Below are 21,078 nucleotides of genomic sequence, written 5' to 3' on the forward strand. Positions count from 1 at the left end.
CAAGGTACTGGAGAGTACTGAAACGCAGGAGACGGGTGTGGACAACAGTTCGCGGACCCGGCCGGTGAGCGGGCGCGTTAGGGTCGACGGCATGGCCGACACCTCCCTTGACCTCGCTCTGGACGCCGCCGCGCTCACCGCCCAGCTGGTCGACTTCCCCTCGGAGAGCGGTGGCGAGAAGCCGCTCGCGGACGCGATCGAGACCGCCCTGCGCGCCCTGCCGCACCTCACCGTCGACCGGTACGGCAACAACGTGGTCGCCCGCACGAACCTGGGCCGCCCGGAGCGCGTGATCCTCGCCGGCCACATCGACACCGTCCCGATCGCCGACAACGTGCCGTCGCGGCTCGACGAGGACGGCGTGCTGTGGGGCTGCGGCACCTGCGACATGAAGTCCGGCGTCGCCGTCCAGCTGCGCATCGCGGCCACCGTCCCCGCCCCCAACCGCGACCTGACCTTCGTCTTCTACGACAACGAGGAGGTCGCCGCCGAGCTGAACGGCCTGAAGCACATCTCCGAGGCCCACCCGGAGTGGCTGGAGGGCGACTTCGCGGTGCTCCTCGAACCGTCCGACGGCCAGGTCGAGGGCGGCTGCCAGGGCACCCTGCGGGTCCTGCTGAGGACACAGGGCGAGCGGGCGCACTCCGCGCGCGGATGGATGGGCTCCAACGCGATCCACGCGGCCGCCCCCATCCTGGCCCGCCTCGCCTCGTACGAACCGCGGTGGCCGGTGATCGACGGGCTGGAGTACCGCGAGGGCCTCAACGCGGTCCGCATCTCGGGCGGTGTCGCCGGCAACGTCATCCCCGACGAGTGCGTGGTGACGGTCAACTTCCGTTACGCGCCCGACCGCGGCGAGGCGGAGGCGATCGCCCACGTCCGCGAGGTGTTCGCGGACTGCGGTGTGGCGGAGTTCGTGATCGACGATCACAGCCCCGGCGCCCTGCCCGGCCTCTCCCACCCGGCCGCGGCCGCCTTCATCGAGGCCGTCGGCGGCACCCCGATGCCCAAGTACGGCTGGACGGACGTCTCCCGCTTCTCCGCCCTCGGCATCCCGGCGGTCAACTACGGCCCCGGCAACCCGCACTTGGCGCACAAGCGGGACGAACGCGTGGAGACGGCCAAGATCCTGGCGGCGGAGGAGCGCCTGCGGGACTGGCTGACCGCCTGAGACGGACCGGGCGACCTCGGCGGTTCATGGCGGACACGCCGAAGTCCCTCGCCCGTAACCGGCGGCGATCTACGCTGAAGCCGAAAGACCCGCAAGCGGAGGGAGCGCACATGGCGACGACCGGCAACCCCGAGGGGACGCACCAGCGGCCGGGGGAGCAGCGCCTGGGACCCGTCCTCCGGCGGCGCGACCAGGTGACGCGCAGCACGACCGACCAGCGGCTGCTGGACGAACGCGCCCCCACGGACTGGGTGCACACCGACCCCTGGCGGGTGCTGCGCATCCAGTCGGAGTTCATCGAGGGCTTCGGCACGCTGGCCGAACTCCCGCCCGCGATCAGCGTGTTCGGCTCGGCGCGCACGGCGGTGGACTCACCGGAGTACGACGCGGGGGTGCGGCTCGGCCGGGCTCTCGTGGAAGCGGGGTGGGCGGTCATCACCGGCGGCGGCCCCGGCGCGATGGAGGCGGCCAACAAGGGCGCGTGCGAGGCGGGCGGCATCTCGGTCGGCCTGGGCATCGAGCTGCCCTTCGAACAGGGGCTGAACCCGTACGTCGACATCGGGCTGAACTTCCGGTACTTCTTCGTCCGCAAGATGATGTTCGTGAAGTACGCGCAGGGGTTCGTGGTGCTGCCCGGCGGGCTGGGCACGCTGGACGAACTCTTCGAGGCGCTGACGCTGGTGCAGACGCAGAAGGTGACCCGCTTCCCGATCGTGCTGTTCGGCAGCGCCTACTGGGGCGGCCTGGTGGACTGGATCCAGAACACGCTGGTGGCGCAGGGGAAGGCGTCGGAGAAGGATCTGCTGCTGTTCCATGTGACCGACGACGTGGGGGAAGCGGTGGCGCTGGTGTCGAAGGAAGCCGCCCGCTGACCTGGCCGTCTTTGTTTTCCCACCCACCCACCCGTCTCGGTATCTCGAGAAACTGAGCTCAAAGGCTCTTCAACGGGTGGTGGGTGGGCCTAGGCGAGCCCCCGACGCGCCACAGCCGGCGGACGGTGCCCCGCGATCGACGCCACCATGTCCAGCACCTGCCGAGTCTCCGCCACCTCATGCACCCGGTACACCTGAGCCCCCAACCACGCCGACACCGCGGTCGTCGCCAACGTCCCGATCACCCGCTCCTTCACCGGCCGGTCCAACGTCTCCCCGACGAAGTCCTTGTTGGACAGCGACACCAGCACCGGCCACCCGGTCTCCACCATCTCCCCCAGCCGCCGCGTCGCCTCCAGACTGTGCCGCGTGTTCTTCCCGAAGTCGTGCCCGGGATCGATCAGCACCGACTCCCTCGGCACCCCCAGCGCCACCGCCCGCTCGGCCAGCCCCACGGTGACCCGCAGGATGTCGGCCATGACGTCGTCGTACGTCACCCGGTGCGGCCGCGTCCGTGGCTCGGAGCCCCCCGCGTGGGTGCAGACCAGCCCCACCCCGTAGCGCGCGGCGACCTCGGCCAGCCCGGGGTCCACCCCGCCCCACGCGTCGTTCAGCAGATCCGCCCCGGCCTCGCAGACGGCCGCCCCGACCTCCGCCCGCCAGGTGTCCACGCTGATGACGACCTCGGGGAAGCGCCGCCGTACCTCGGCCACGAAGCCGACCGTCCGCCGCGCCTCCTCCTCGGCGGTCACCTCCTCGCCCGGCCCCGCCTTCACCCCGCCGATGTCGATGATCGCGGCGCCCTCGGCCACCGCCTGCTCCACGCGCGCGAGGGCCGGCTCGTCACGGAAGGTCGCGCCCTGGTCGTAGAAGGAGTCGGGGGTCCGGTTGACGATCGCCATGATCACCGGCTCGTGCGCGCCGAATTCACGCCTGCCCAGCCTGAGCATCCCCTGTGACCTCACCTAGTACGTCGTGGACATCCACCGCCTGCGACCCTAACTGTCACACCCTCATGGCACGATCGGACCCACACAGATCCGACGTGCATCCGATGCGCAGAGACGATGCGCAGGCACCGAAGCGTGGGGACCCACCGATGGTTATGTTCTTCTTCCTGGTCATCGCGCTCGCCGTCGTGGTCGCCGCGGTCACGCTCGCCGTGGTGGGCGGCGGCGAGGGCACCGGTCCGCTCCCGGAGGCCGCCCCGCAGCGGCTGCACGACCCGCTGCCCTACGACCGCCCGGTCACCCGCGCCGACGTCGACGGCCTCCGCTTCCCGCTGGCCGCCCGCGGCTACCGCATGGCGGACGTCGACGACGCCCTCAATCGCCTCGCCGCCGAGCTGTCCGAGCGCGACGCCCGGATCGCCGATCTGGAGTCGGCGCTGTCCGGCGTCCAGGCGTCCGCGTCCCACGGCCCGCGTGTGTCGATGGAGAAGCCCGAGGAGGACTCCCAGTGACCGACATCGCCGCCGCAGCCGCCCTGGCCGGACCCGACGGCGTCCCGCGCTGCCCGTGGGCCCTGTCGACGCCGGACTACGTGACGTACCACGACGAGGAGTGGGGGCGCCCGGTCCACGGCGACGACGCCCTCTTCGAACGCCTCAGCCTGGAGGCCTTCCAGTCCGGCCTGTCCTGGATCACCATCCTGCGCCGCCGCCCCGGCTTCCGCGCCGCGTTCGCCGACTTCGACATCGCCAAGGTGGCCGCCTTCACCGACGAGGACCGCGAACGCCTCCTCGCCGACGCCGGCATCATCCGCAACCGCGCGAAGATCGACGCGACCCTCGCCAACGCCCGCGTCCTGGCCGACTGGACCCCGGGCGACCTGGACACCCTGATCTGGTCCCACGCCCCGGATCCGACGACTCGCCCGATCCCGAAGACGTTGGCAGACGTCCCGGCGGTCACAGACGAATCAACGGCCCTGTCAAAGGCACTGAAGAAGCGCGGCCTGCGCTTCGTGGGGCCCACGACGGCGTACGCCTTGATGCAGGCATGCGGCCTGGTCGACGACCACCTGGCAACCTGCGTGAGCAGACGCCCCTGAAAGGGGCGCGGGGAACTGCGCGACCAGCCACAGCGAACCCGCAGCTCCCCACGATGCTCAGCGACCCAGATACTTGGGCCGCTCCTTCTGCACAAACGCCTGCACCGCAATCGCATGGTCCTCGGACGACCCCGCCCGAGTCTGCAACTCGTCCTCCTTCTCCAGCGTCTCGGCGAGGGAGTGCGAGAAGCCGTAGGCCACGGCCTCCTTGAGCGCGGCGTAGGCGACCGTCGGCCCCGAGGCCAGCTCGCGCGCGACCTTCTCGGCCTCCGCCCCGAGCTCGGCCTGGGGGACGAGCCGGTTCACGATCCCCAGCTCGTACGCCTCCTGGGCCTTGATCGTGCGAGGGAAGAGCAGCAGATCGGTCGCCCGCGACGGCCCGATGACGCGCGGCAGGGTCCAGGAGACCCCCGAGTCGGCGGTGAGGGCGACCCCGGCGAACGAGGTGTTGAACGAGGCGGTGTCCGCGACGACGCGATAGTCCGCGGCGAGCGCGAAACCGAAGCCCGCCCCGGCGGCGACGCCGTTCACGCCCGCCACCACCGGCTTCGGCATCTCGGTCAGCGCCCGCACGATCGGGTTGTAGTGCTCCCGCACGGTGCTCATCGTCTGCCGCGACCCGGTCTCCCGGTCCGCGGCGAGCAGCCCGATGTGCTCCTTGAGGTCCTGGCCCACGCAGAACGCCCGGTCCCCGGCCGCCGTCAGCAGCACGGCCCGTACGGCGTCGTCGTCCGCCGCGGCCCGTACGGCGTCCCGGAGGGCGACCTTCGTCGCGACGTTCAGCGCGTTCATCGCCTCGGGGCGGTTCAGGGTGATCGTCGCGAGCCCGTCGCTCACCTCGTAGAGCACGGTGTCGGCCATGGGATGTCCCCTCCGTGTGGCGGCACTGACGTACCGCTCAGTACGTCGTTGTCTGAAGGACAGCATGACGGAGATCGCCGTCCGCGCACCGGACCTCATGTGTGACCTGCGTCAAAGAATGGGGGTCGGTTCTCGGACGGCCTAAGTCCGGGGGGCCGCGCAGTATCGCAGTCACATCGCCGAATTGGGTGGTTTTGCTCGCGCGCGTTGCCCAAGCGATGCCGACCGATGTTGGTCATCGGGTCCTGAGATGCGGGATAATGGCTTGGAAGCAATGTGTTCGATGCCGGTGTCGCGTGTCCCACGCTGGGCGGCGCGTGCCCTTCAGGGGCCGTCGGCTTTGACGATGAGCTGGTTTCAGGAAGGGGAACGAGCATGGCGGCCATGAAGCCGCGGACGGGCGACGGCCCGCTCGAGGTGACCAAGGAGGGGCGGGGCATCGTCATGCGCGTTCCGCTCGAAGGCGGCGGTCGGCTCGTCGTCGAGCTGACCCCTGACGAGGCCGACGCCCTCGGCGACGCCCTCAAGAAAGTCGTCGGCTGACGCGCCAGCGACCATACCCTTTCAGCCGCCCCGGCATCGTCATCGGTGCCGGGGCGGCTGTTTTGCCCGGCATCCCCGCGCGGCGGCTCATCGCTTGACCGCGCACAGCAGTCCGTCGCCCACCGGCAGCAGTGACGGCACCAGTTCCTGGCTCTCCCGCACCGCCCGCAGCAGTTCCCGGATCCGTATGACCTCGGTGGGCTGCGGGCCGGAGTCCACCGTGCGGCCGTTGGCGAAGACGCCCTCGAAGACCACCAGGCCGCCGGTGCGGAGCAGGCGCAACGATTCAGCGAGATAGTCGAGGAGCTCCAGCCGGTCGCCGTCGCAGAAGACGAGGTCGTAGCCGGCGTCGGCGAGGCGCGGCAGCACGTCCAGGGCGCGGCCCGGGATGAAACGGGCCCGGTTGCTGGCGAAGCCGCAGGCGCGGAACGCCTGCCGGGCGAACTGCTGGTGCTCCGGCTCGGGGTCGACGGTGGTCAGGACGCCGTCCGGGCGCATTCCGTGCAGCAGGTGGATGCCGGAGACCCCCGTACCGGTGCCGATCTCGGCGACGGCCTTGGCGTCCACGGTGGCGGCGAGCAGGCGCAGCGCGGCGCCCGTGCTGGGCGACACCGAGCGCAGCCCCGCCTCACGGGCCCGGTCACGGGCCCAGCGCAGCGTGTCGTCCTCGGCGGCGTAGGCGTCGGCGAACGCCCAGCTTGCCTGCCGGTTGCCGGTAATGACCCTCTCCTGTCCCCGTGGTTGCCTGGGCGTGACTGTATCCGTTGGGGGCGGGAACCCGCAGATGGGACCGTGCGTTTGAAGGGGTGGGAACGATGACGGGGGGACACGGTTGGATCACGGGACAGGGTGGGACGGCGATCAACTGCTGACGCAGACGTATGAGCCGTATCAGCCCAGATCAAATTCTCGTAAAACCGCTTATGGGGAGCTAACGGGCGAGGTGGCTATGGTAGGGGCTCCACTGGACGTCACCAGAGCTGACAGGGGAGGTGCGGCCGCGCCCTGGGATCGCGGAGGAGTGCTGCGGCGCTTCCTCGGATCGGCGGGCAGGCCGAAACCCGTGACCGACACCGCTGACCACACCCACGTCGCCGGCCCCGCCGCGGGCCAGGACCGGACCGCGACCTTCTCCACCGACGCGGACGGGCAGGCGTGGACTCCGCCCACCTGGGAGGAGATCGTCAGCACGCACAGCGGCCGCGTCTACCGCCTGGCCTACCGCCTCACGGGCAACCAGCACGACGCCGAGGACCTCACCCAGGAGGTCTTCGTCCGTGTCTTCCGCTCCCTGTCGACATACACGCCGGGCACCTTCGAGGGCTGGCTGCACCGCATCACGACCAACCTCTTCCTGGACATGGTCCGCCGCAAGCAGCGCATCCGCTTCGACACCCTCGGCGAGGACGCGGCCGAGCGGCTCGCCAGCAAGGAGCCGACCCCGCAGCAGATCTTCAACGACGCGCACTTCGACGCCGACGTCCAGCAGGCCCTGGACACGCTCGCGCCGGAGTTCCGCGCCGCGGTCGTCCTGTGCGACATCGAAGGACTGTCGTACGAGGAGATCGCCGCGACCCTCGGCGTCAAGCTCGGCACGGTCCGCTCCCGCATCCACCGCGGCCGCTCCCAGCTGCGCAAGGCCCTCGCCCACCGGTCGCCGGAGGCGCGCGCCGAGCGCCGCTCCCTCATCTCTCGCGTTCCCGCTCTGAGGGGAGGGGGCGCGACAGCGTGAGTGGATCACGGCCGAATCCTGCGGAGGGACACCTCGCAGAGCAGCATCTCGGAGACCGACTCTCCGCCCTGGTGGACGGAGAGCTCGGTCATGACGCGCGTGAGCGCGTACTGGCGCATGTGGCCACCTGCCCCAAGTGCAAGGCGGAGGTGGACGCCCAGCGCCGTCTGAAGAACGTCTTCGCGGCGGTGGCCCCCCCGGCCCCCTCCGAGAGCTTCCTGGCACGTCTTCAGGGGCTCCCCGGAGGAGGTGACCCGGACGGCGGTGGCACGCCGCTGGGCGGGGGAGCCGGCTTCGGAGCCCCCGCGGGCACCGGGATCTCCGGAATCTCTGGAATCTCCGGGATCTTCGGCGTGAAGCGGGGCGACCCCTTCGACCTCTCCTACGACCCGTCTCCGGCCCATGGCGGCCCGGTGCTGCCGTCCGGCTCCGCGGAGCCCGGCTTCCGTATCCATCTCGTCGGCCGCAATGACGCCGAGCGGTCCCGTGGGATGCGGATCGCCTTCGCCGCCGCCGGCGCCGTGTCGCTGGCCGCGATCGCCCTGGGCGGCATGACCGGCAGCGTCCCCGTCGACACGACAGCGGACGCCCGCGGCGCCTCGGGCAACGGCAGCAATGTCACCCCGGCCCGCACCCCCGGCGCCGGTTCCGCCACCACGCCCGAGAGCCAGCGGCGCCGGGCCACCGGCCCGCTGCTCGCCCAGGGCGGCGGACAGCGCGGGGACAACAACGCCGTGGCGCCGACCGAGGTGTCGGCACCGCTCCTCCCCGGCGTGCCGTCCCCCGCGGTGGCCGGCCGTGACGACCTCACCACCCCCGTGGTCGCCGGGGCGGCGGCGATGTCCCCGCTGATACGCCCGCTCGACGTGACCTCGCCGATCTCCCTGACGTCCTGGCGGGCCGCGAGCGCGGCACCGCAGTTCACCCCGTCCGCGTCCCTCGCCGCACCCGTCCCCGACACGACCTCCGCCCCCACACCCACCCCGCAGCCCGACCGCTGAGCCCGTAGCGCGTCGCTCTCCCCGACCTGATTGAATCCAGCCTGGATCGACGAGCTGCGGCCGGCTGCGGGGAGAGCATGGACGAGCGCACGGGGGACTTCGAGCAGGCCGAGCGACGGCGGCCCGAGCCCGAAGAAACGGCGGGACCGGTCGGGACGTCGGCCGGGGCTGAGGTGACGTCCGAGGTGCCGTTCGGTGAGGGTGCCTCTGTCGCGCGTCAGCCGGGCGAGCCGCTGCACGACCCCGACCCGTACAGCACCCCTCCCTACGGCGAGCCCATAGCCATCACCGGCCCCGATGACGTGCCGTCGGCTGATCCCCGGCGGCGGTATGACCCCTGGGCCGTCAAGGGGGGTGCGGTCGGGTCCCTTCAGCAGAACGGGGCCGCTGTGCTCAGCGTGGCGCAGCGGCGCAGGCGGGCGCGGAAGGCGCTGATCGGTGGTGCGCTGGTGCTGGCGCTCGGGTCAGGGACCGTCGGCGGGCTCGTGGGCGCCCATCTGGAGCGCACCGGCGGCCTCGGCGGCATCCAGCTCCCGCAGGCCGGTCCTGAGCCCTCCGGACGGCCCCGGGACAGCGTCGCCGGGATCGCCGCCCGCGCCCTGCCCGGCGTGGTGACCCTGCATGTCAGCGGCAGCGCGGAGTCGGGCACCGGCACCGGCTTCGTCCTCGACACCCAGGGCCACATCCTCACCAACAACCACGTCGTGGAGCCGGCCGGCGGCGACGGGCGGATCACCGTCGTCTTCAGCGGCGGCCAGACCGCCGAGGCGAAGGTCGTCGGACGCGACAGCGGCTACGACCTCGCCGTCGTCAAGGTGAGCGGTGTGCACGGCCTTCGGCCCCTGCGCCTCGGCAACTCCGACAACGTCCAGGTCGGCGATCCGGTCGTCGCCATCGGTGCCCCCTTCGACCTCGAAGGCACCGTCACCTCCGGCATCATCAGCGCCAAGCAGCGCCCCATCACCGCCGGCGGCGAGGGCGCCGAGGGCGGCGGCGTCAGCGACGTGTCGTACGTGGACGCGCTGCAGACGGATGCCCCGATCAACCCCGGCAACTCCGGTGGCCCCCTCCTCGACTCCCACGCCCGGGTCGTCGGCATCAACGCCGCCATCCGCTCCGCGGGCGACGGCTCCGACGCCGAGAACGGTCGGTCCGGCTCCATCGGCCTCGGCTTCGCCATCCCGATCAACCAGGGCAAGCGCGTCGCCGAGGAACTGATCGACACCGGTCGGGCGACCCATCCGGTCATCGGCATCACCCTCGACATGGACTACACCGGCGACGGCGCCCGTATCGGAACCGAAGGCCGGGACGGCGCCGCACCGGTCACCCCCGGCGGCGCGGGCGACCGGGCCGGGCTCCGGGCCGGTGATGTCATCACCGAGGTCGACGGACAGCCCGTCCACTCCGGTGACGAACTGATCGTCAAGACCCGTGCGCACCGCCCCGGTGACGAGCTGGAGCTCACGATCGAACGCGACGGCGCGCGGCGCACGCTCACTCTGGTCCTCGGATCCTCCCAATGATCGGATCTGAGCGATCGGGTTCGATCGGGTGTGATCGGCCCGGATTGACAGGAACCTCACAGATGGGGCCCCGAAACTCAGGCCCACAAGGCAAACAACGCGGAAAACCGTCCTCACCGGCACACTCCGAGCGCACGGGGCGGTACCGGCCGGACAGGTGCGACAGGTACCGTGGACCCGGCCCGGACACACAAGGAGCTTCAGGTGTTCAATGACATAGGACCGCTCGAGCTGGTGACGATCATCGTCCTGGCCGTGCTCGTCTTCGGTCCGGACAAGCTCCCGAGGGTCATCCAGGACGTGATGCGCACGATCCGGAAGATCCGTGAGTTCTCGGAGAGCGCCAAGCAGGACATCCGCCAGGAACTCGGCCCGGAGTTCAAGGACTTCGAGTTCGAGGACCTCAACCCCAAGACGTTCATCCGCAAGCAGCTGGACAGCGATGACCTGGGGCTGAAGGAGATCCGCAACGGCTTCGACCTGAAGAGGGAGATGGCCGAGGTCGCCGACGCCGTCCACGGCCGCGACTCGGGCACGTCCTCGGGTTCTTCGGGTTCTTCCGGCGCCTCCGACTCGTCGGGCGGTCGTATCGACATGACCAAGAAGCCCGAGGATCCGGGCAAGGAGGACCGTCCGCCCTTCGACGCGGACGCCACCTGACGGGCGCACCGCCGCTCCTGACCGCCTGAACACGCCGCTCCTGACAGCTGAAAACGCCGCCCGTGCGCCTCGCGCGCCGGGCGCGTTCCCTGCTGCCCGGGGCGGGGTGGATATGCTGCCGAGTTGTTGTGCGGACCGTACTCCGACGAGTGGGGCCGCCCGAAGGGGGGCGGGCCGGACCGGTCCGGCGAGAGCGAGGAGGCGTCCGGGCACATGGAGACGACGAGTGGGGCGGTCGTGCAGGCGCCGGCCACGGAGGGCGGACAGCAGGTCCCCTCCGCCCGGCGCACCGTCGACGGCTACTTGCAGGCGCCTTTCCCCTGGTACGGCCTGGACGAGGCCTTCACGGGGCCGCGCTGGCTGATGCAGGTCGGTACGGCGGCCGACGGGGCCGTCGAGCACGGGTCCATCGGACACGGCGACGAGCCGTCCGTACGGCATGAGACGGCCGGAGAGGACCGGGGGAAGTTCGCGGTCGTGGTGACCGTCGCGGCGAACCCGTCCCGGCGGAGCGCCGACGGCACGGGGCTGCTGGAGGCCACCTCGGTCTCCTCGGCGGCCTGGCTGGCGGGTGTGGGGCTGCTGTCCTTCACCTGGCCCGGCCAGATGGACCATTCCCTGCGGGACGACTGGCTGGAGCAGCAGACCGAGACGGCGTGGGCGCTCGCCGACGACCTGGGCGGACCCGAATGGTCCACGCTGTCCCTGCCCGTGGACGGGGTGCCCACGCCCTTCCACTACCGGGAGTCGGAGTTCGGCTGGGTGCTGGCCGGTTCCACCGGGGAGGGCGTGCACGTCGGGGCGTACGGGAGAGGCATGAGTGCCTACGGTCTCGGGTTCGCCATGATCAAGGACATCGGCGCTTACGAGTAGGGCTGCCGGTGGGGAACCGCGCGGAGCCGCACCTCGATGCGGCCCCGCGCCCCTTGCGAGTGCGTAGTACGGGCGTGTCGTACTAGAACTTGTTCCGGGGGGTGATCCCCAGGGACAGTCCCGAAAGACCCCGCTGCCTGCCGCCCAGCTTCCCCGCGATCGCCCGCAGCGCGGACCCCGCCGGGCTCTCCGGGTCGGTCAGGACCACCGGCTTGCCCTCGTCGCCGCCCTCGCGCAGGCGGACGTCGATCGGGATGGAGCCCAGGACCGGGACCGTCGCGCCCGTCGTGCGGGTCAGGCCGTCGGCGACCAGCTGGCCGCCGCCCGTGCCGAAGACGTCGACCATCTCGCCGCAGTGCGGGCAGGGCAGGCCGGCCATGTTCTCGACCACGCCGACGATCTTCTGGTGGGTCTGGACGGCGATGGAGCCGGCGCGCTCGGCGACCTCGGCGGCCGCCTGCTGAGGCGTGGTCACGACCAGGATCTCGGCGTTCGGGACCAGCTGGGCGACGGAGATCGCGATGTCACCGGTGCCGGGCGGCAGGTCCAGGAGCAGGACGTCCAGGTCGCCCCAGTACACGTCCGCCAGGAACTGCTGGAGGGCGCGGTGGAGCATCGGGCCGCGCCATACGACGGGCGTGTTGCCCGGGGTGAACATGCCGATGGAGATGACCTTCACGCCGTTCGCCGACGGCGGCATGATCATGTTCTCGACCTGAGTGGGGAGCCCGTCGGCGCCCAGCATGCGCGGCACGCTGTGGCCGTAGATGTCGGCGTCGACGACACCGACCTTCAGGCCGTCCGCCGCCATCGCCGCCGCCAGGTTCACCGTCACCGACGACTTGCCGACGCCGCCCTTGCCGGAGGCGACCGCGTACACGCGCGTGAGCGAGCCCGGCTTGGCGAAGGGGACCTCGCGCTCGCCCTGGCCGCCGCGCAGGGCGTTCGCCAGCTCCTTGCGCTGCTCGTCGCTCATCACGTCCAGCGTGACGTCGACGCGGGTGACGCCCTCGACCCGGGAGACGGCGTCGGTGACGCGCTGCGTGATCGTCTCGCGCATCGGGCAGCCGGACACCGTCAGGTACACGGTGACCGCGACCGCTCCGTCCGCCCCGATCTCCACCGATTTGACCATCCCGAGTTCGGTGATGGGGCGGTTGATCTCGGGGTCGTTCACCGTCGCCAGTGCTTCGCGCACCGCGTCTTCCGTAGCCATAAGGACGATGGTACGGCGAGCCCGGGGGCCTTCGGGATGCCCCTCAGCGGTCGTCTGCGTCACGCCCGGCTGACCTTTCTGCCGGGAATACGACCTGGCCGTCGTGCCGGCCCTCCAACTCCTTCACCAGGTCCTGCAGCTCCGAGCGGATCCAGTCCCGGGTGGCGACCTCGCCCAGACCGACGCGCAGGGTGGCGATCTCGCGGGTCAGGTACTCGGTGTCCGCGATGGACCGTTCGTTCTGCTTGCGGTCCTGTTCGAGGTTGACCCGGTCGCGGTCGTCCTGCCGGTTCTGCGCGAGCAGGATCAGCGGGGCGGCGTAGGAGGCCTGGAGCGAGAGCATCAGGGTCAGGAAGATGAACGGGTAGTTGTCGAAGCGCAGGCCGCTGGGCGCGAAGACGTTCCACGCCACCCACAGGATGATGACGACCGTCATCCAGACGATGAACCGCCCGGTGCCCAGGAAGCGCGCGATGCGCTCCGAGAGCCGTCCGAAGGCCTCCGGGTCCCACTCGGGCACGAACCGGCGCCGGGGCGTGCGCGGCTGGTCCAGACGGGCGCGGGGACGGCCGGTCGCCGTCGCCCCGGAGGGGACGCGCTCGCGGCCCGCCGTCGCGTGCGCGCGGGCGTCGCGCCCCTCGCGGCGGTCGCGTCCGTCCCGTCCGCCCTCACGTTCGGGAGCCATGCGGAGCACCCCCCTCGACGTCGTCCCCCACGGGCGTCTCGTCCAGGTGGAACTCCGTCTCCCGCCAGTCCTCCGGCAGCATGTGGTCCAGTACGTCGTCCACGGTCACCGCGCCGAGCAGCGACCCCGCCTCGTCCACCACGGGCGCCGCGACCATGTCGTACGTCGCGAAGAACCCGGCGACGACGGGCAGCGGATCCTCGGGGCCCAGGGCCTGCAGATCGTCGTCGATGACCGAGGTGACCAAGGTGTACGGCGGGTCGCGCAGCAGCCGCTGGAAGTGGACCGTGCCGAGGTACTTGCCGGTCGGCGTCTCGTCGGGCGGCCGGCAGACGTAGACCTGCGCGGCGAGGGCGGGGGACAGGTCGGGGTTGCGGACGCGGGCCAGCGCCTCGGCGACGGTCGCGTCGGGCCGCAGCACGATCGGCTCGGTCGTCATCAGACCGCCGGCGGTGTGCTCCTCGTACGTCAGCAGGCGCCGCATGTCGGCCGCGTCGTCCGGCTGCATCAGGCTGAGCAGCCGTTCCTTGTCGTCCTCGGGCAGTTCGGCGAGCAGGTCGGCCGCGTCGTCCGGGTCCATGGCCTCCAGGACGTCCGCCGCGCGCTCCTCCTTCAGCTTGCCGAGGATCTCGATCTGGTCGTCCTCCGGGAGCTCTTCGAGGACGTCGGCCAGCCGGTCGTCGTCGAGGGCGGCGGCGACCTCGGCGCGGCGCTTGGCGGAGAGGTGGTGCAGGACGTTCGCGAGGTCGGCGGGGCGCAGCTGCTCGAAGGTGGCGAGCAGGCTCTCGGCGCCCTGCCCCTGCTCCTCCAGGGAGAAGCCGGTGACGGCCGACCACTCGACGGTGAGCGCCTCGCCCTTGGTCCTGCGGAAGGCGCCGCCCTTCTTGCCCTTGCGGACGAAGACCCGGTCGATCTCCCAGTCCCGGCGGGCCGGCAGCTGGGTCACCGACAGATCGAGGACGGTGACCTCCTCGCCGGTCTCGACGAGGGTGACGCGCCGGTCGAGGAGCTCACCGAACACGAGCCGCTCGGTGGGCCGCTGCTCGAAGCGGCGCACATTGAGCACGCCGGTGCTCAGCACCTGGCCGCTCTGGACGCCGGTCACCCGGGTCATGGGCAGGAAGATACGGCGGCGGGTGGACAGTTCGACGACGAGTCCGAGCAGCCGGGGCGGTCTGCGGCCGACGCGCAGCATGACGACCAGGTCGCGCACCCGCCCCACCTGGTCGCCGTTGGGGTCGAAGACGGCGACACCGGAGAGGTGCGAGACGAAGATCCGGGGGGCGCCGGAGGCCATGGCTGTGCTTCCTTCGCTTGCGGGTTTCCTGCTGTGTTTTCTGTTTCGTTTCCTGCTTCGTATTGCCGTGAATGCCCACTTGTGCGGGCTTCAGGCTAGCCCGTCCCGATCGGAGACGCCCTGGTGGGCGGTCCGGACGGACTGGCTCCGTTCTCGATCTCGCATCCCGGTACGCTGCGGTACGCGCCGCTCAGCACACCCCCGCAGAAAGGCAGCCCCCTGACGTGACTGCGATGCCCCAGGGCCGTACGCGCCGGACCGTGCTGGTGAGCGCCGTGTGCGCGCTGGTCGTGACGGGACTCGGGCTGACGGGCTGCGGAGGGGACCCGGACGAGGGCACCAACGGCGTGGGGAAGCTGCCCGCCGGGCAGATCCAGTCGAAGACGAGGGCGGCGGCCGGCTCCGTGGACGCGGTACGCCTCGCCGGGACCGTCGTCACCAGCGGTCACACCTACCGGCTCGACATGCGGCTGAAGGCGAACGGCGGCACCGGCTCGGTCACCTCGGAGGGGACCACCTTCCATCTGCTGCGGATCGGCGACCAGCTGTATCTGAAGGCCGACGCGGGATTCTGGAACCACCCCGACGGCAAGGACGACTCCTCCGACGACAACGGCTCGGACACGGCCGCAGCCGACAAGCTCGACGGCAAGTACGTGAAGGTGCCGGCGGGGGACCCGTCGTACAAGAAGTTCAGCGGTTTCACGGACAAGAACCTCCTCCTCGACAGCCTGATCACTCTGCACGGCACCCTGAAGACGGACGGGCATCACGAGCAGTCGGGTACCCGCACGATCCGCATCACCGGCGACGACGGATCCGGCGGCACCCTGGACGTCTCCCTGGAGGGCGAGCCGTACCCCCTGCGCCTGGTGCGGGCGGGCGGCGCCGGCACGCTCACCTTCTCGGCGTGGGGCAAGGACTTCGCCCTGAAGGAACCGGCGAAGGGCGAGACCGTGGACTACGGCAAGCAGCTGCCGGCGTCCTGACTACCTCCGCCGCTTCTTCTTCCTGAGGAGCAGCTTCGGCAGCCCGGCCGGGGCCGGTTGACGGGTCGTCGCCGGCGACGGCAGCGGTCGCGCCGCCAGGTTCCCGTCGGGCAGCGGCAGCGTCGTCCCGGTCGGCTCCAGGCGCAGCACCCGGCACTCGCGCGCCCACCGCCCGGTCATCGCCTCGCCGTCGGGCGCGTTCAGCCGCTTGCCCTTCAGCTCGCCGACCGCCGCGTCCCACGCCTCGGAACCGGGCTCCAGAGCCACGACCCGCGCGGTCCAGGAGACCAGCCGGCCGCCCTTGTCCTTGCTGCGGACCGTCACCTCGGCCTCGGCCCCGTCCGCGAGCCCCGGCAGCGGCTGCTCGCCCGGGCCGTCGCCCACGACGCACGCCGCGCCCTCGTGCCACGCGTGCCACAGCGCCCGGGCCGGGACGCCGGGACCCTGGACCCAGATGAGGCCGGACTTCTTGGTGGCCTCCTCGACGAGGGCCTGGTCGAGCAGCTCGCTAGTCATGGCGCCAGCCTATCCAGGCGCGCTCAGAGCCAGCCGTTGCGCTTCAGCGTGCGGTGGATGCCGACACACAGGCCCACCATGACCGACATGACCACGGGGTAGCCGTACTTCGCGTGCAGCTCCGGCATGTAGTCGAAGTTCATGCCGTAGACCCCGCACACCATCGTCGGTACGGCGATGATGGCCGCCCAGGACGTGATCTTGCGCATGTCCTCGTTCTGCGCGACGGACGCCTGCGCCAGGTTGGCCTGGAGGATCGAGTTGAGCAGTTCGTCGAAGCCGATGACCTGCTCGTGCACGCGCGCGACATGGTCGGCGACGTCCCGGAAGTACTTCTGGATGTCGGGGTCGATCAGCCGCATCGGCCGCTCGCTGAGCAGCTGCATGGGCCGCAGCAGCGGCGACACCGCCCGCTTGAACTCCAGGATCTCCCGCTTGAGCTGGTAGATCCGGCCGGCGTCGGTGCCGCGCGGGGTGCCCTTGCGGCCCGGCGAGAAGACGTCGGTCTCCACGTCGTCGATGTCGTCCTGGAGGGCGTCGGCGACCGCGATGTAGCCGTCGACGACATGGTCGGCGATGGCGTGCAGCACGGCCGACGGGCCCTTGGCGAGCAGTTCGGGGTCGTCCTGGAGCCGGTGCCGCAGGGCGCGCAGGGAACCCTGGCCGCCGTGCCGGACGGTGATGAAGAAGTCCCGTCCGGTGAAGCACATGACCTCGCCGGTCTCGACGACCTCGCTGGTGGCCGTCAGTTCGTCGTGCTCGACGTAGTGCACGGTCTTGAAGACGGTGAACAGCGAGTCGTCGTAGCGCTCCAGCTTGGGCCGCTGGTGGGCCTGGACGGCGTCCTCCACGGCCAGCGGGTGCAGCCCGAACTCCCCGGCGATACCGGCGAATTCGGCCTCGGTGGGCTCGTGCAGGCCGATCCAGACGAAGCCGCCGTCGCGCCGCACCCGGCGCATCGCCTCCTGCGGGGTGAGCGGCTTGTCGGTGGCCACCCGCGCGCCGTCCCGGTAGACGGCGCAGTCGACGACGGCCGAGGACGCGGGGTCGCAGACGGGCTCGAAGGTGGTGTCGTAGCCGCTGGTGTGCTTGCGCAGCGAGGGACGGGAGGGGCGGACCACGGCACGCAGGTCGCGGATCATCGACATGGCAGGGCTCCTTCGCGACGAGCAAAGAAAGACCGCCACAACGGGTGGAACTACCCGGAATGGGGACGTCCGATCAGCGGATGTTTGGCACGTCCACAAAGCGGGGAGCACCGCACCGTCGCGGTGGCGAGCTTCGCTACTGACTGAGATCAGGCAAATCGAAACGAAGTGCTCTTCCGGGTGAAGATGCGCGCGAAAGGCGGAGAAGCCAGGACCAGAGCGGCTGACTCAACAGGCGGAAGAGCGAGTGGTACTGCACGGGTGACTTCGATCCATGACAGCCCCACCTCCTCCGGCCGGTCCCTCGTAAGGGAGTTCCTTCGGCGTCGGGGCTAGATCGCGACGCCGATGCGTGCTGCCCCGAACCACCGGGCAAGAGTATCAGCCGACTGAAGTGTCAAGGCGCTGCTTTGCCCGCTACTGACGAGTTCTATGCTCGCGGCATGGCAGATGTTCTTCCTCTGGTCGAGGCCCGGTTGCGTTCGGCGCTGGGCGAACCGGACGCGCGTGCCGCGGTCACCTTCCTGGGCACCGACCGCATCGAGGTGCTCCGCTTCCACGAGGGCGACATCGTCCGCTACGCCACGCTCGGCATGTCCGCGCACCCCATGACGGACCCCACGGCGATGTTCGCCGACCCCGTCAAGGGGCCGCGCGTGGAGTTCGTCCTCTCGGTGCGCGGCGGTCTCGCCGACACCGACAAGGTGCTCCGCCCACTCGCCGTTCTTGCCGCGTCCCCGCAGGTCGAGGGTGTTGTCGTGGCACCGGGCGCCTCCCTCGACGTGGGTGAGCCGCTGTGGCCGGGGGCTCCCTTCACCTCGGTTCTGGTCGCCGAGCCGGGCGGACTCGTCGAGGACCTGGAACTGGACGAGCCGATGGAGCCCGTACGGTTCCTGCCGCTGCTGCCGATGACGCCGAACGAGGCCGCCTGGAAGCGGGTGCACGGCGCGCAGGCGCTCCAGGAGCGGTGGCTGACGAACGGGACGGACCTCAGGGACCCGGCCCGCTCCTCGGTCGCGCTGGGCTGAGCGGGGTGAGCGGGGTGAGCGGGGTGAGCAAACTCACGGCGCCCGCGCGGTAGTTGGCGCATTCGGTGCCGCCGTCCCCGACGGAGGAGCGGAAGGGGCGCGCCGGGGGACCGGAAGGGTCGCGCCGGGGGAGCGGAAGGGGCGCGCCGGAGGGGTTTGCGGCCGCTCGTCGCGTCGATCCGAGTTGGTTCCGTCCGGACGGGTGATCGTCCTTGACGTGGCGCGGAACGGGTAGGACCGTGGAGCGCTATGAGGGGCGAACCCAGTTGCCCGAAGTGTGGTGGCCGGGTCAGGGCTCCCGGCCTCTTCGCCGATACGTGGCAGTGCGATGTGCACGGGACGGTGCATCCGCTGCAGCCCGTGATACCGCCGAGTGTCGAGGCCCTCGGTGTCGTCGTGGCCCGTACCCAGGTTCCGGTGTGGATGCCGTGGCCGCTGCCGGTGGGCTGGCTGTTCACGGGCGTGGCGTGCGCCGGGGACGACCGCAGCGGAGGGCGGGCCACGGCGGTGGCCTGTTCCGGGCCCGGGCCGCTGGGCGGCATGGGCGAGATGATCCTGGTGGCCGAGGAGCTCGGCGTGGGCCTCGGCGCGCGGTACGCCGGCATCGACGGACCCGACCCCGGGCCGTATCTGAACGTGGAGAAACCCCCGCAGGCCAAGGTGCTCGCCGCCGGGCGGCCGACTCCGCTCTGGCATGTCTCCGGCACACCCGACGACCGGGCCGTCTTCGCCGGGGAGGCGCTGGGGCTGTGGCTGTGGGCCGTGACATGGCCCGAGACATCGGGACTGCTCCTCTACGACGAGCTGGTGCTCACGGATCTGCGGGACGCCGGCGCCGAGATCGAGCTGGTCCCGTGCGGGGCGCTCTCACCGCGGTTGCTCAAGCCGTAGGTCCGTACACGCGGGGGCACTCGCGATCTACGGATGTAGGGGGCGCTCACGCTCTGCGGGTGTGACAAGGGGTGCGGGAAAATCCGGTTATCCTTGAGCGTCCCCTTCCGTCCCCGTCGCCTGGAGTCCGCGTCGTGCGCATCGATCTGCACTGTCACTCCACGGCCTCCGACGGTACGGACACCCCCGCCGAGCTGGTGCGGCACGCCGCCGCTGCCGGCCTGGACGTCGTCGCCCTGACGGACCACGACACCACCCGGGGGTACGGCGAGGCCATCGCCGCGCTGCCCGCCGGACTCACCCTGGTCACCGGCGCCGAGCTGTCCTGTCGTCTCGACGGCATCTCGATGCACATGCTGGCCTACCTCTTCGATCCCGAGGAGCCGGCCCTGCTCGCCGAGCGGGAGCTGGTGCGGGACGACCGGGTGCCGCGGGCCCGCGGGATGGTCGCCAAGCTCCAGGCGCTCGGCGTGCCCGTCACCTGGGAACAGGTCGCGCGGATCGCGGGCGACGGCTCCGTGGGGCGGCCGCATGTCGCCACCGCGCTCGTCGAACTGGGCGTGGTGCCGAGCGTGAGCGACGCCTTCACCGAGGACTGGCTCGCCGACGGCGGCCGGGCCTATGTCGAGAAGCACGAGACCGATCCGTTCGAGGCGATCCGGCTGGTCAAGGGCGCGGGCGGGGTCACCGTGTTCGCGCACCCGGCGGCCAGCAAGCGCGGTCGTACGGTGCCGGAGTCCGCGATCGCCGAGATGGCCGCCGCCGGCCTGGACGGTATCGAGGTCGACCACATGGACCACGACCCGGAGACCCGGGCGCGGCTGCGCGGTCTCGCCGGCGAGCTGGGTCTGTTGGTGACGGGATCCTCCGACTATCACGGCAGCCGCAAGGCCGTCGCACTCGGCGAGTACACGACCGACCCCGAGGTGTACGGCGAGATCACACGTCGGGCCACGGGCGCGTTTCCGGTGCCGGGGGCCGGCGGGGCCTGAGGCTCCTCCCGCGCGCTCACCCTTCCTCACTTTTCAGCAAGGCCAGTACACCCATGTTCGACGTCGCCGTCTTCGGCTCTCTCTTCCTGACCCTTTTTGTCATCATGGATCCCCCGGGGATCACCCCGATCTTCCTCGCGCTGACCGCCGGGCGTCCCGGCAAGGTGCAGAAGCGGATGGCCTTCCAGGCCGTCTGCGTGGCGGGCGGTGTGATCACCGTCTTCGGGCTCCTGGGCCACCAGATCCTCAACTACCTGCACGTCTCCGTACCCGCCCTGATGATCGCGGGCGGGCTGCTGCTTCTGCTCATCGCCCTGGACCTGCTCACCGGCAAGACCGACGAGCCGAAGCAGACCAAGGACGTGAACGTGGCGCTCGTGCCGCTGGGCATGCCGCTGCTGGCCGGTCCGGGCGCCATCGTGTCCGTCATCCTGGCCGTGCAGAAGGCGGACTCCGTCGCCACGCAGTTCTCGGTGTGGACGGCGATCCTCGCCATCCATGTGGTGCTGTGGCTGGTCATGCGCTACTCGCTGCTGATCATCCGGGTCATCAAGGACGGCGGCGTGGTGCTGGTGACACGGCTCGCGGGCATGATGCTGTCGGCGATCGCCGTCCAGCAGATCATCAACGGCGTGACCCAGGTGATCCAGGGCAGCTAGGACAGCCGGGGCAGCTGGGGCAGGCTCCGGGCGTATCAGCGCGGAACCCCCGCCCGGCGTCACTGCCGGGCGGGGGCTCCGAAGCATCTGCGGTGGCCCGCGCCTGTTACGAGGCCGTGCTCTCGGCGGGGCGGATCCACAGCCGCTGACCTATGGCGGCGGCCTGCTGAACGATCCGGTTGACGGAGGCGGCGTCCACGACGGTGGTGTCCACGGGCGTGCCGTCGACGTCGTCGAGTCGCATGATTTCGAAGCGCATGGCTTCTCCCTTCGTCTGGTCATCCTCCTGACGAGGATTGCTGTACATGAGGAGTCAACGGTCTGTGTGTTACAAACATTCCCTACGCTAAAGAAATTTTTCGAACG

At 70.8% G+C, this 21,078-nt stretch carries 24 protein-coding genes; 15 read left to right on the forward strand and 9 right to left on the reverse strand.

The features are described from left to right. Positions 1–91 precede the first annotated feature (91 nt). Both dapE and ACZ5NW_RS16805 read left to right on the forward strand, forming a co-directional pair. Positions 92–1,171, forward strand: coding sequence for a succinyl-diaminopimelate desuccinylase (dapE, locus tag ACZ5NW_RS16800; protein WP_468744585.1), 1,080 nt, complete (start codon positions 92–94; stop codon positions 1,169–1,171). Positions 1,172–1,281: 110 nt separating this feature from the next. Then, positions 1,282–2,043 carry an LOG family protein gene (locus ACZ5NW_RS16805; RefSeq protein WP_468744586.1) on the forward strand — a complete coding sequence of 254 codons (762 nt, stop codon included), beginning with the start codon at positions 1,282–1,284 and terminating at the stop codon, positions 2,041–2,043. Positions 2,044–2,132: 89 nt separating this feature from the next. Here the strand turns inward: ACZ5NW_RS16805 and folP are convergent, their stop codons facing one another. Then, entirely contained in the window at positions 2,133–2,993 is an 861-nt protein-coding gene (gene folP, locus ACZ5NW_RS16810; RefSeq protein WP_468744587.1) for a dihydropteroate synthase, read from the reverse strand. 155 nt (positions 2,994–3,148) lie between these two features. On the opposite strand from folP, the gene ACZ5NW_RS16815 reads away from it, so the two are divergent. Next, positions 3,149–3,505: a DivIVA domain-containing protein gene (locus tag ACZ5NW_RS16815; RefSeq protein WP_468745084.1), complete on the forward strand. Its 357-nt coding sequence runs from the start codon at positions 3,149–3,151 to the stop codon at positions 3,503–3,505. 5 nt (positions 3,506–3,510) lie between these two features. After that, positions 3,511–4,095 carry a DNA-3-methyladenine glycosylase I gene (locus ACZ5NW_RS16820; protein WP_468745085.1) on the forward strand — a complete coding sequence of 195 codons (585 nt, stop codon included), beginning with the start codon at positions 3,511–3,513 and terminating at the stop codon, positions 4,093–4,095. 57 nt (positions 4,096–4,152) lie between these two features. Here the strand turns inward: ACZ5NW_RS16820 and chcB are convergent, their stop codons facing one another. Further along, positions 4,153–4,956: a 2-cyclohexenylcarbonyl CoA isomerase gene (gene chcB / locus ACZ5NW_RS16825; protein WP_468744588.1), complete on the reverse strand. Its 804-nt coding sequence runs from the start codon at positions 4,954–4,956 to the stop codon at positions 4,153–4,155. Between the two features lie 375 nt (positions 4,957–5,331). Here chcB and ACZ5NW_RS16830 point away from each other — a divergent pair, with 375 nt between their 5' ends. Next, the gene (locus ACZ5NW_RS16830; RefSeq protein WP_003966491.1) at positions 5,332–5,499 is read left to right on the forward strand and encodes a DUF3117 domain-containing protein; all 168 of its coding nucleotides are present in this window, start codon (positions 5,332–5,334) and stop codon (positions 5,497–5,499) included. A gap of 87 nt (positions 5,500–5,586) precedes the next feature. On the opposite strand, the gene ACZ5NW_RS16835 is transcribed toward ACZ5NW_RS16830, so the two are convergent. Next, positions 5,587–6,285, reverse strand: a complete 699-nt coding sequence (locus ACZ5NW_RS16835) for an O-methyltransferase (protein ID WP_468745086.1) — start codon at positions 6,283–6,285, stop codon at positions 5,587–5,589. Between the two features lie 235 nt (positions 6,286–6,520). On the opposite strand from ACZ5NW_RS16835, the gene sigE reads away from it, so the two are divergent. The 5 genes from sigE to ACZ5NW_RS16860 all read left to right on the forward strand — a co-directional run bounded on the left by sigE (position 6,521) and on the right by ACZ5NW_RS16860 (position 11,291). Next, positions 6,521–7,231, forward strand: coding sequence for an RNA polymerase sigma factor SigE (sigE, locus tag ACZ5NW_RS16840; protein ID WP_468744589.1), 711 nt, complete (start codon positions 6,521–6,523; stop codon positions 7,229–7,231). Next, positions 7,228–8,232: an anti-sigma factor family protein gene (locus tag ACZ5NW_RS16845; RefSeq protein ID WP_468744590.1), complete on the forward strand. Its 1,005-nt coding sequence runs from the start codon at positions 7,228–7,230 to the stop codon at positions 8,230–8,232. The genes sigE and ACZ5NW_RS16845 overlap by 4 nt, the downstream gene beginning before the upstream one ends. A 77-nt stretch (positions 8,233–8,309) precedes the next feature. Next, positions 8,310–9,758, forward strand: coding sequence for a S1C family serine protease (locus ACZ5NW_RS16850; RefSeq protein ID WP_468744591.1), 1,449 nt, complete (start codon positions 8,310–8,312; stop codon positions 9,756–9,758). Positions 9,759–9,962: 204 nt separating this feature from the next. Then, positions 9,963–10,418: a sec-independent translocase gene (locus tag ACZ5NW_RS16855; RefSeq protein WP_468744592.1), complete on the forward strand. Its 456-nt coding sequence runs from the start codon at positions 9,963–9,965 to the stop codon at positions 10,416–10,418. Positions 10,419–10,631: 213 nt separating this feature from the next. Continuing rightward, a complete protein-coding gene (locus ACZ5NW_RS16860; protein WP_468744593.1) occupies positions 10,632–11,291 on the forward strand; it encodes a hypothetical protein in 660 nt (219 codons plus the stop codon). 82 nt (positions 11,292–11,373) lie between these two features. On the opposite strand, the gene ACZ5NW_RS16865 is transcribed toward ACZ5NW_RS16860, so the two are convergent. From ACZ5NW_RS16865 to ACZ5NW_RS16875, 3 genes are read right to left on the reverse strand one after another with little or no spacing between them, the layout of a single operon-like run. Further along, on the reverse strand, positions 11,374–12,507 hold the full coding sequence (locus tag ACZ5NW_RS16865) for an Mrp/NBP35 family ATP-binding protein (protein WP_468744594.1): 1,134 nt from the start codon (positions 12,505–12,507) through the stop codon (positions 11,374–11,376). Positions 12,508–12,550: 43 nt separating this feature from the next. Next, on the reverse strand, positions 12,551–13,192 hold the full coding sequence (locus ACZ5NW_RS16870; RefSeq protein WP_468744595.1) for a DUF1003 domain-containing protein: 642 nt from the start codon (positions 13,190–13,192) through the stop codon (positions 12,551–12,553). Continuing rightward, positions 13,176–14,489 carry a magnesium transporter MgtE N-terminal domain-containing protein gene (locus ACZ5NW_RS16875; protein ID WP_468744596.1) on the reverse strand — a complete coding sequence of 438 codons (1,314 nt, stop codon included), beginning with the start codon at positions 14,487–14,489 and terminating at the stop codon, positions 13,176–13,178. The genes ACZ5NW_RS16870 and ACZ5NW_RS16875 overlap by 17 nt, the downstream gene beginning before the upstream one ends. A gap of 233 nt (positions 14,490–14,722) precedes the next feature. Here ACZ5NW_RS16875 and ACZ5NW_RS16880 point away from each other — a divergent pair, with 233 nt between their 5' ends. Then, complete coding sequence (locus ACZ5NW_RS16880) at positions 14,723–15,478, forward strand: hypothetical protein (protein WP_468745087.1); 756 nt, start codon at positions 14,723–14,725, stop codon at positions 15,476–15,478. On the opposite strand, the gene ACZ5NW_RS16885 is transcribed toward ACZ5NW_RS16880, so the two are convergent. Next, positions 15,479–15,994 carry a hypothetical protein gene (locus tag ACZ5NW_RS16885; RefSeq protein ID WP_468744597.1) on the reverse strand — a complete coding sequence of 172 codons (516 nt, stop codon included), beginning with the start codon at positions 15,992–15,994 and terminating at the stop codon, positions 15,479–15,481. A 23-nt stretch (positions 15,995–16,017) separates the two neighbouring features. Then, a complete protein-coding gene (locus ACZ5NW_RS16890) occupies positions 16,018–17,142 on the reverse strand; it encodes a magnesium and cobalt transport protein CorA (protein ID WP_468744598.1) in 1,125 nt (374 codons plus the stop codon). A gap of 443 nt (positions 17,143–17,585) precedes the next feature. Here ACZ5NW_RS16890 and ACZ5NW_RS16895 point away from each other — a divergent pair, with 443 nt between their 5' ends. From ACZ5NW_RS16895 to ACZ5NW_RS16910, 4 genes are all read left to right on the forward strand, one after another. Next, positions 17,586–18,170 (forward strand): suppressor of fused domain protein, encoded by a 585-nt coding sequence (locus ACZ5NW_RS16895; RefSeq protein WP_468744599.1) that lies wholly within the window; start codon positions 17,586–17,588, stop codon positions 18,168–18,170. Between the two features lie 249 nt (positions 18,171–18,419). After that, the gene (locus tag ACZ5NW_RS16900; RefSeq protein WP_468744600.1) at positions 18,420–19,061 is read left to right on the forward strand and encodes a DUF6758 family protein; all 642 of its coding nucleotides are present in this window, start codon (positions 18,420–18,422) and stop codon (positions 19,059–19,061) included. A gap of 134 nt (positions 19,062–19,195) precedes the next feature. Beyond that, positions 19,196–20,053, forward strand: coding sequence for a PHP domain-containing protein (locus ACZ5NW_RS16905; RefSeq protein WP_468744601.1), 858 nt, complete (start codon positions 19,196–19,198; stop codon positions 20,051–20,053). Between the two features lie 53 nt (positions 20,054–20,106). Continuing rightward, entirely contained in the window at positions 20,107–20,712 is a 606-nt protein-coding gene (locus ACZ5NW_RS16910) for a MarC family protein (protein WP_468744602.1), read from the forward strand. Between the two features lie 106 nt (positions 20,713–20,818). Here ACZ5NW_RS16910 and ACZ5NW_RS16915 read toward each other — a convergent pair whose 3' ends face one another. Beyond that, complete coding sequence (locus ACZ5NW_RS16915) at positions 20,819–20,971, reverse strand: hypothetical protein (RefSeq protein ID WP_388209616.1); 153 nt, start codon at positions 20,969–20,971, stop codon at positions 20,819–20,821. Positions 20,972–21,078: the final 107 nt, after the last annotated feature.

The sequence above is a fragment of the Streptomyces sp. NPDC032126 genome (assembly GCF_055580085.1).

Coding starts and splice junctions, on each gene's coding strand:
- ACZ5NW_RS16915 (WP_388209616.1), bottom strand. CDS start 20,971: ATGCGCTTCGAAATCATGCGACTCGACGACGTCGACGGCACGCCCGTG.
- ACZ5NW_RS16805 (WP_468744586.1), top strand. CDS start 1,282: ATGGCGACGACCGGCAACCCCGAGGGGACGCACCAGCGGCCGGGGGAG.
- ACZ5NW_RS16895 (WP_468744599.1), top strand. CDS start 17,586: ATGGCAGATGTTCTTCCTCTGGTCGAGGCCCGGTTGCGTTCGGCGCTG.
- ACZ5NW_RS16910 (WP_468744602.1), top strand. CDS start 20,107: ATGTTCGACGTCGCCGTCTTCGGCTCTCTCTTCCTGACCCTTTTTGTC.
- ACZ5NW_RS16850 (WP_468744591.1), top strand. CDS start 8,310: ATGGACGAGCGCACGGGGGACTTCGAGCAGGCCGAGCGACGGCGGCCC.
- ACZ5NW_RS16900 (WP_468744600.1), top strand. CDS start 18,420: ATGAGGGGCGAACCCAGTTGCCCGAAGTGTGGTGGCCGGGTCAGGGCT.
- ACZ5NW_RS16885 (WP_468744597.1), bottom strand. CDS start 15,994: ATGACTAGCGAGCTGCTCGACCAGGCCCTCGTCGAGGAGGCCACCAAG.
- dapE (WP_468744585.1), top strand. CDS start 92: ATGGCCGACACCTCCCTTGACCTCGCTCTGGACGCCGCCGCGCTCACC.
- ACZ5NW_RS16875 (WP_468744596.1), bottom strand. CDS start 14,489: ATGGCCTCCGGCGCCCCCCGGATCTTCGTCTCGCACCTCTCCGGTGTC.
- ACZ5NW_RS16830 (WP_003966491.1), top strand. CDS start 5,332: ATGGCGGCCATGAAGCCGCGGACGGGCGACGGCCCGCTCGAGGTGACC.
- ACZ5NW_RS16890 (WP_468744598.1), bottom strand. CDS start 17,142: ATGTCGATGATCCGCGACCTGCGTGCCGTGGTCCGCCCCTCCCGTCCC.
- folP (WP_468744587.1), bottom strand. CDS start 2,993: ATGCTCAGGCTGGGCAGGCGTGAATTCGGCGCGCACGAGCCGGTGATC.
- ACZ5NW_RS16870 (WP_468744595.1), bottom strand. CDS start 13,192: ATGGCTCCCGAACGTGAGGGCGGACGGGACGGACGCGACCGCCGCGAG.
- ACZ5NW_RS16860 (WP_468744593.1), top strand. CDS start 10,632: ATGGAGACGACGAGTGGGGCGGTCGTGCAGGCGCCGGCCACGGAGGGC.
- ACZ5NW_RS16880 (WP_468745087.1), top strand. CDS start 14,723: ATGCCCCAGGGCCGTACGCGCCGGACCGTGCTGGTGAGCGCCGTGTGC.
- chcB (WP_468744588.1), bottom strand. CDS start 4,956: ATGGCCGACACCGTGCTCTACGAGGTGAGCGACGGGCTCGCGACGATC.
- ACZ5NW_RS16865 (WP_468744594.1), bottom strand. CDS start 12,507: ATGGCTACGGAAGACGCGGTGCGCGAAGCACTGGCGACGGTGAACGAC.
- ACZ5NW_RS16815 (WP_468745084.1), top strand. CDS start 3,149: ATGTTCTTCTTCCTGGTCATCGCGCTCGCCGTCGTGGTCGCCGCGGTC.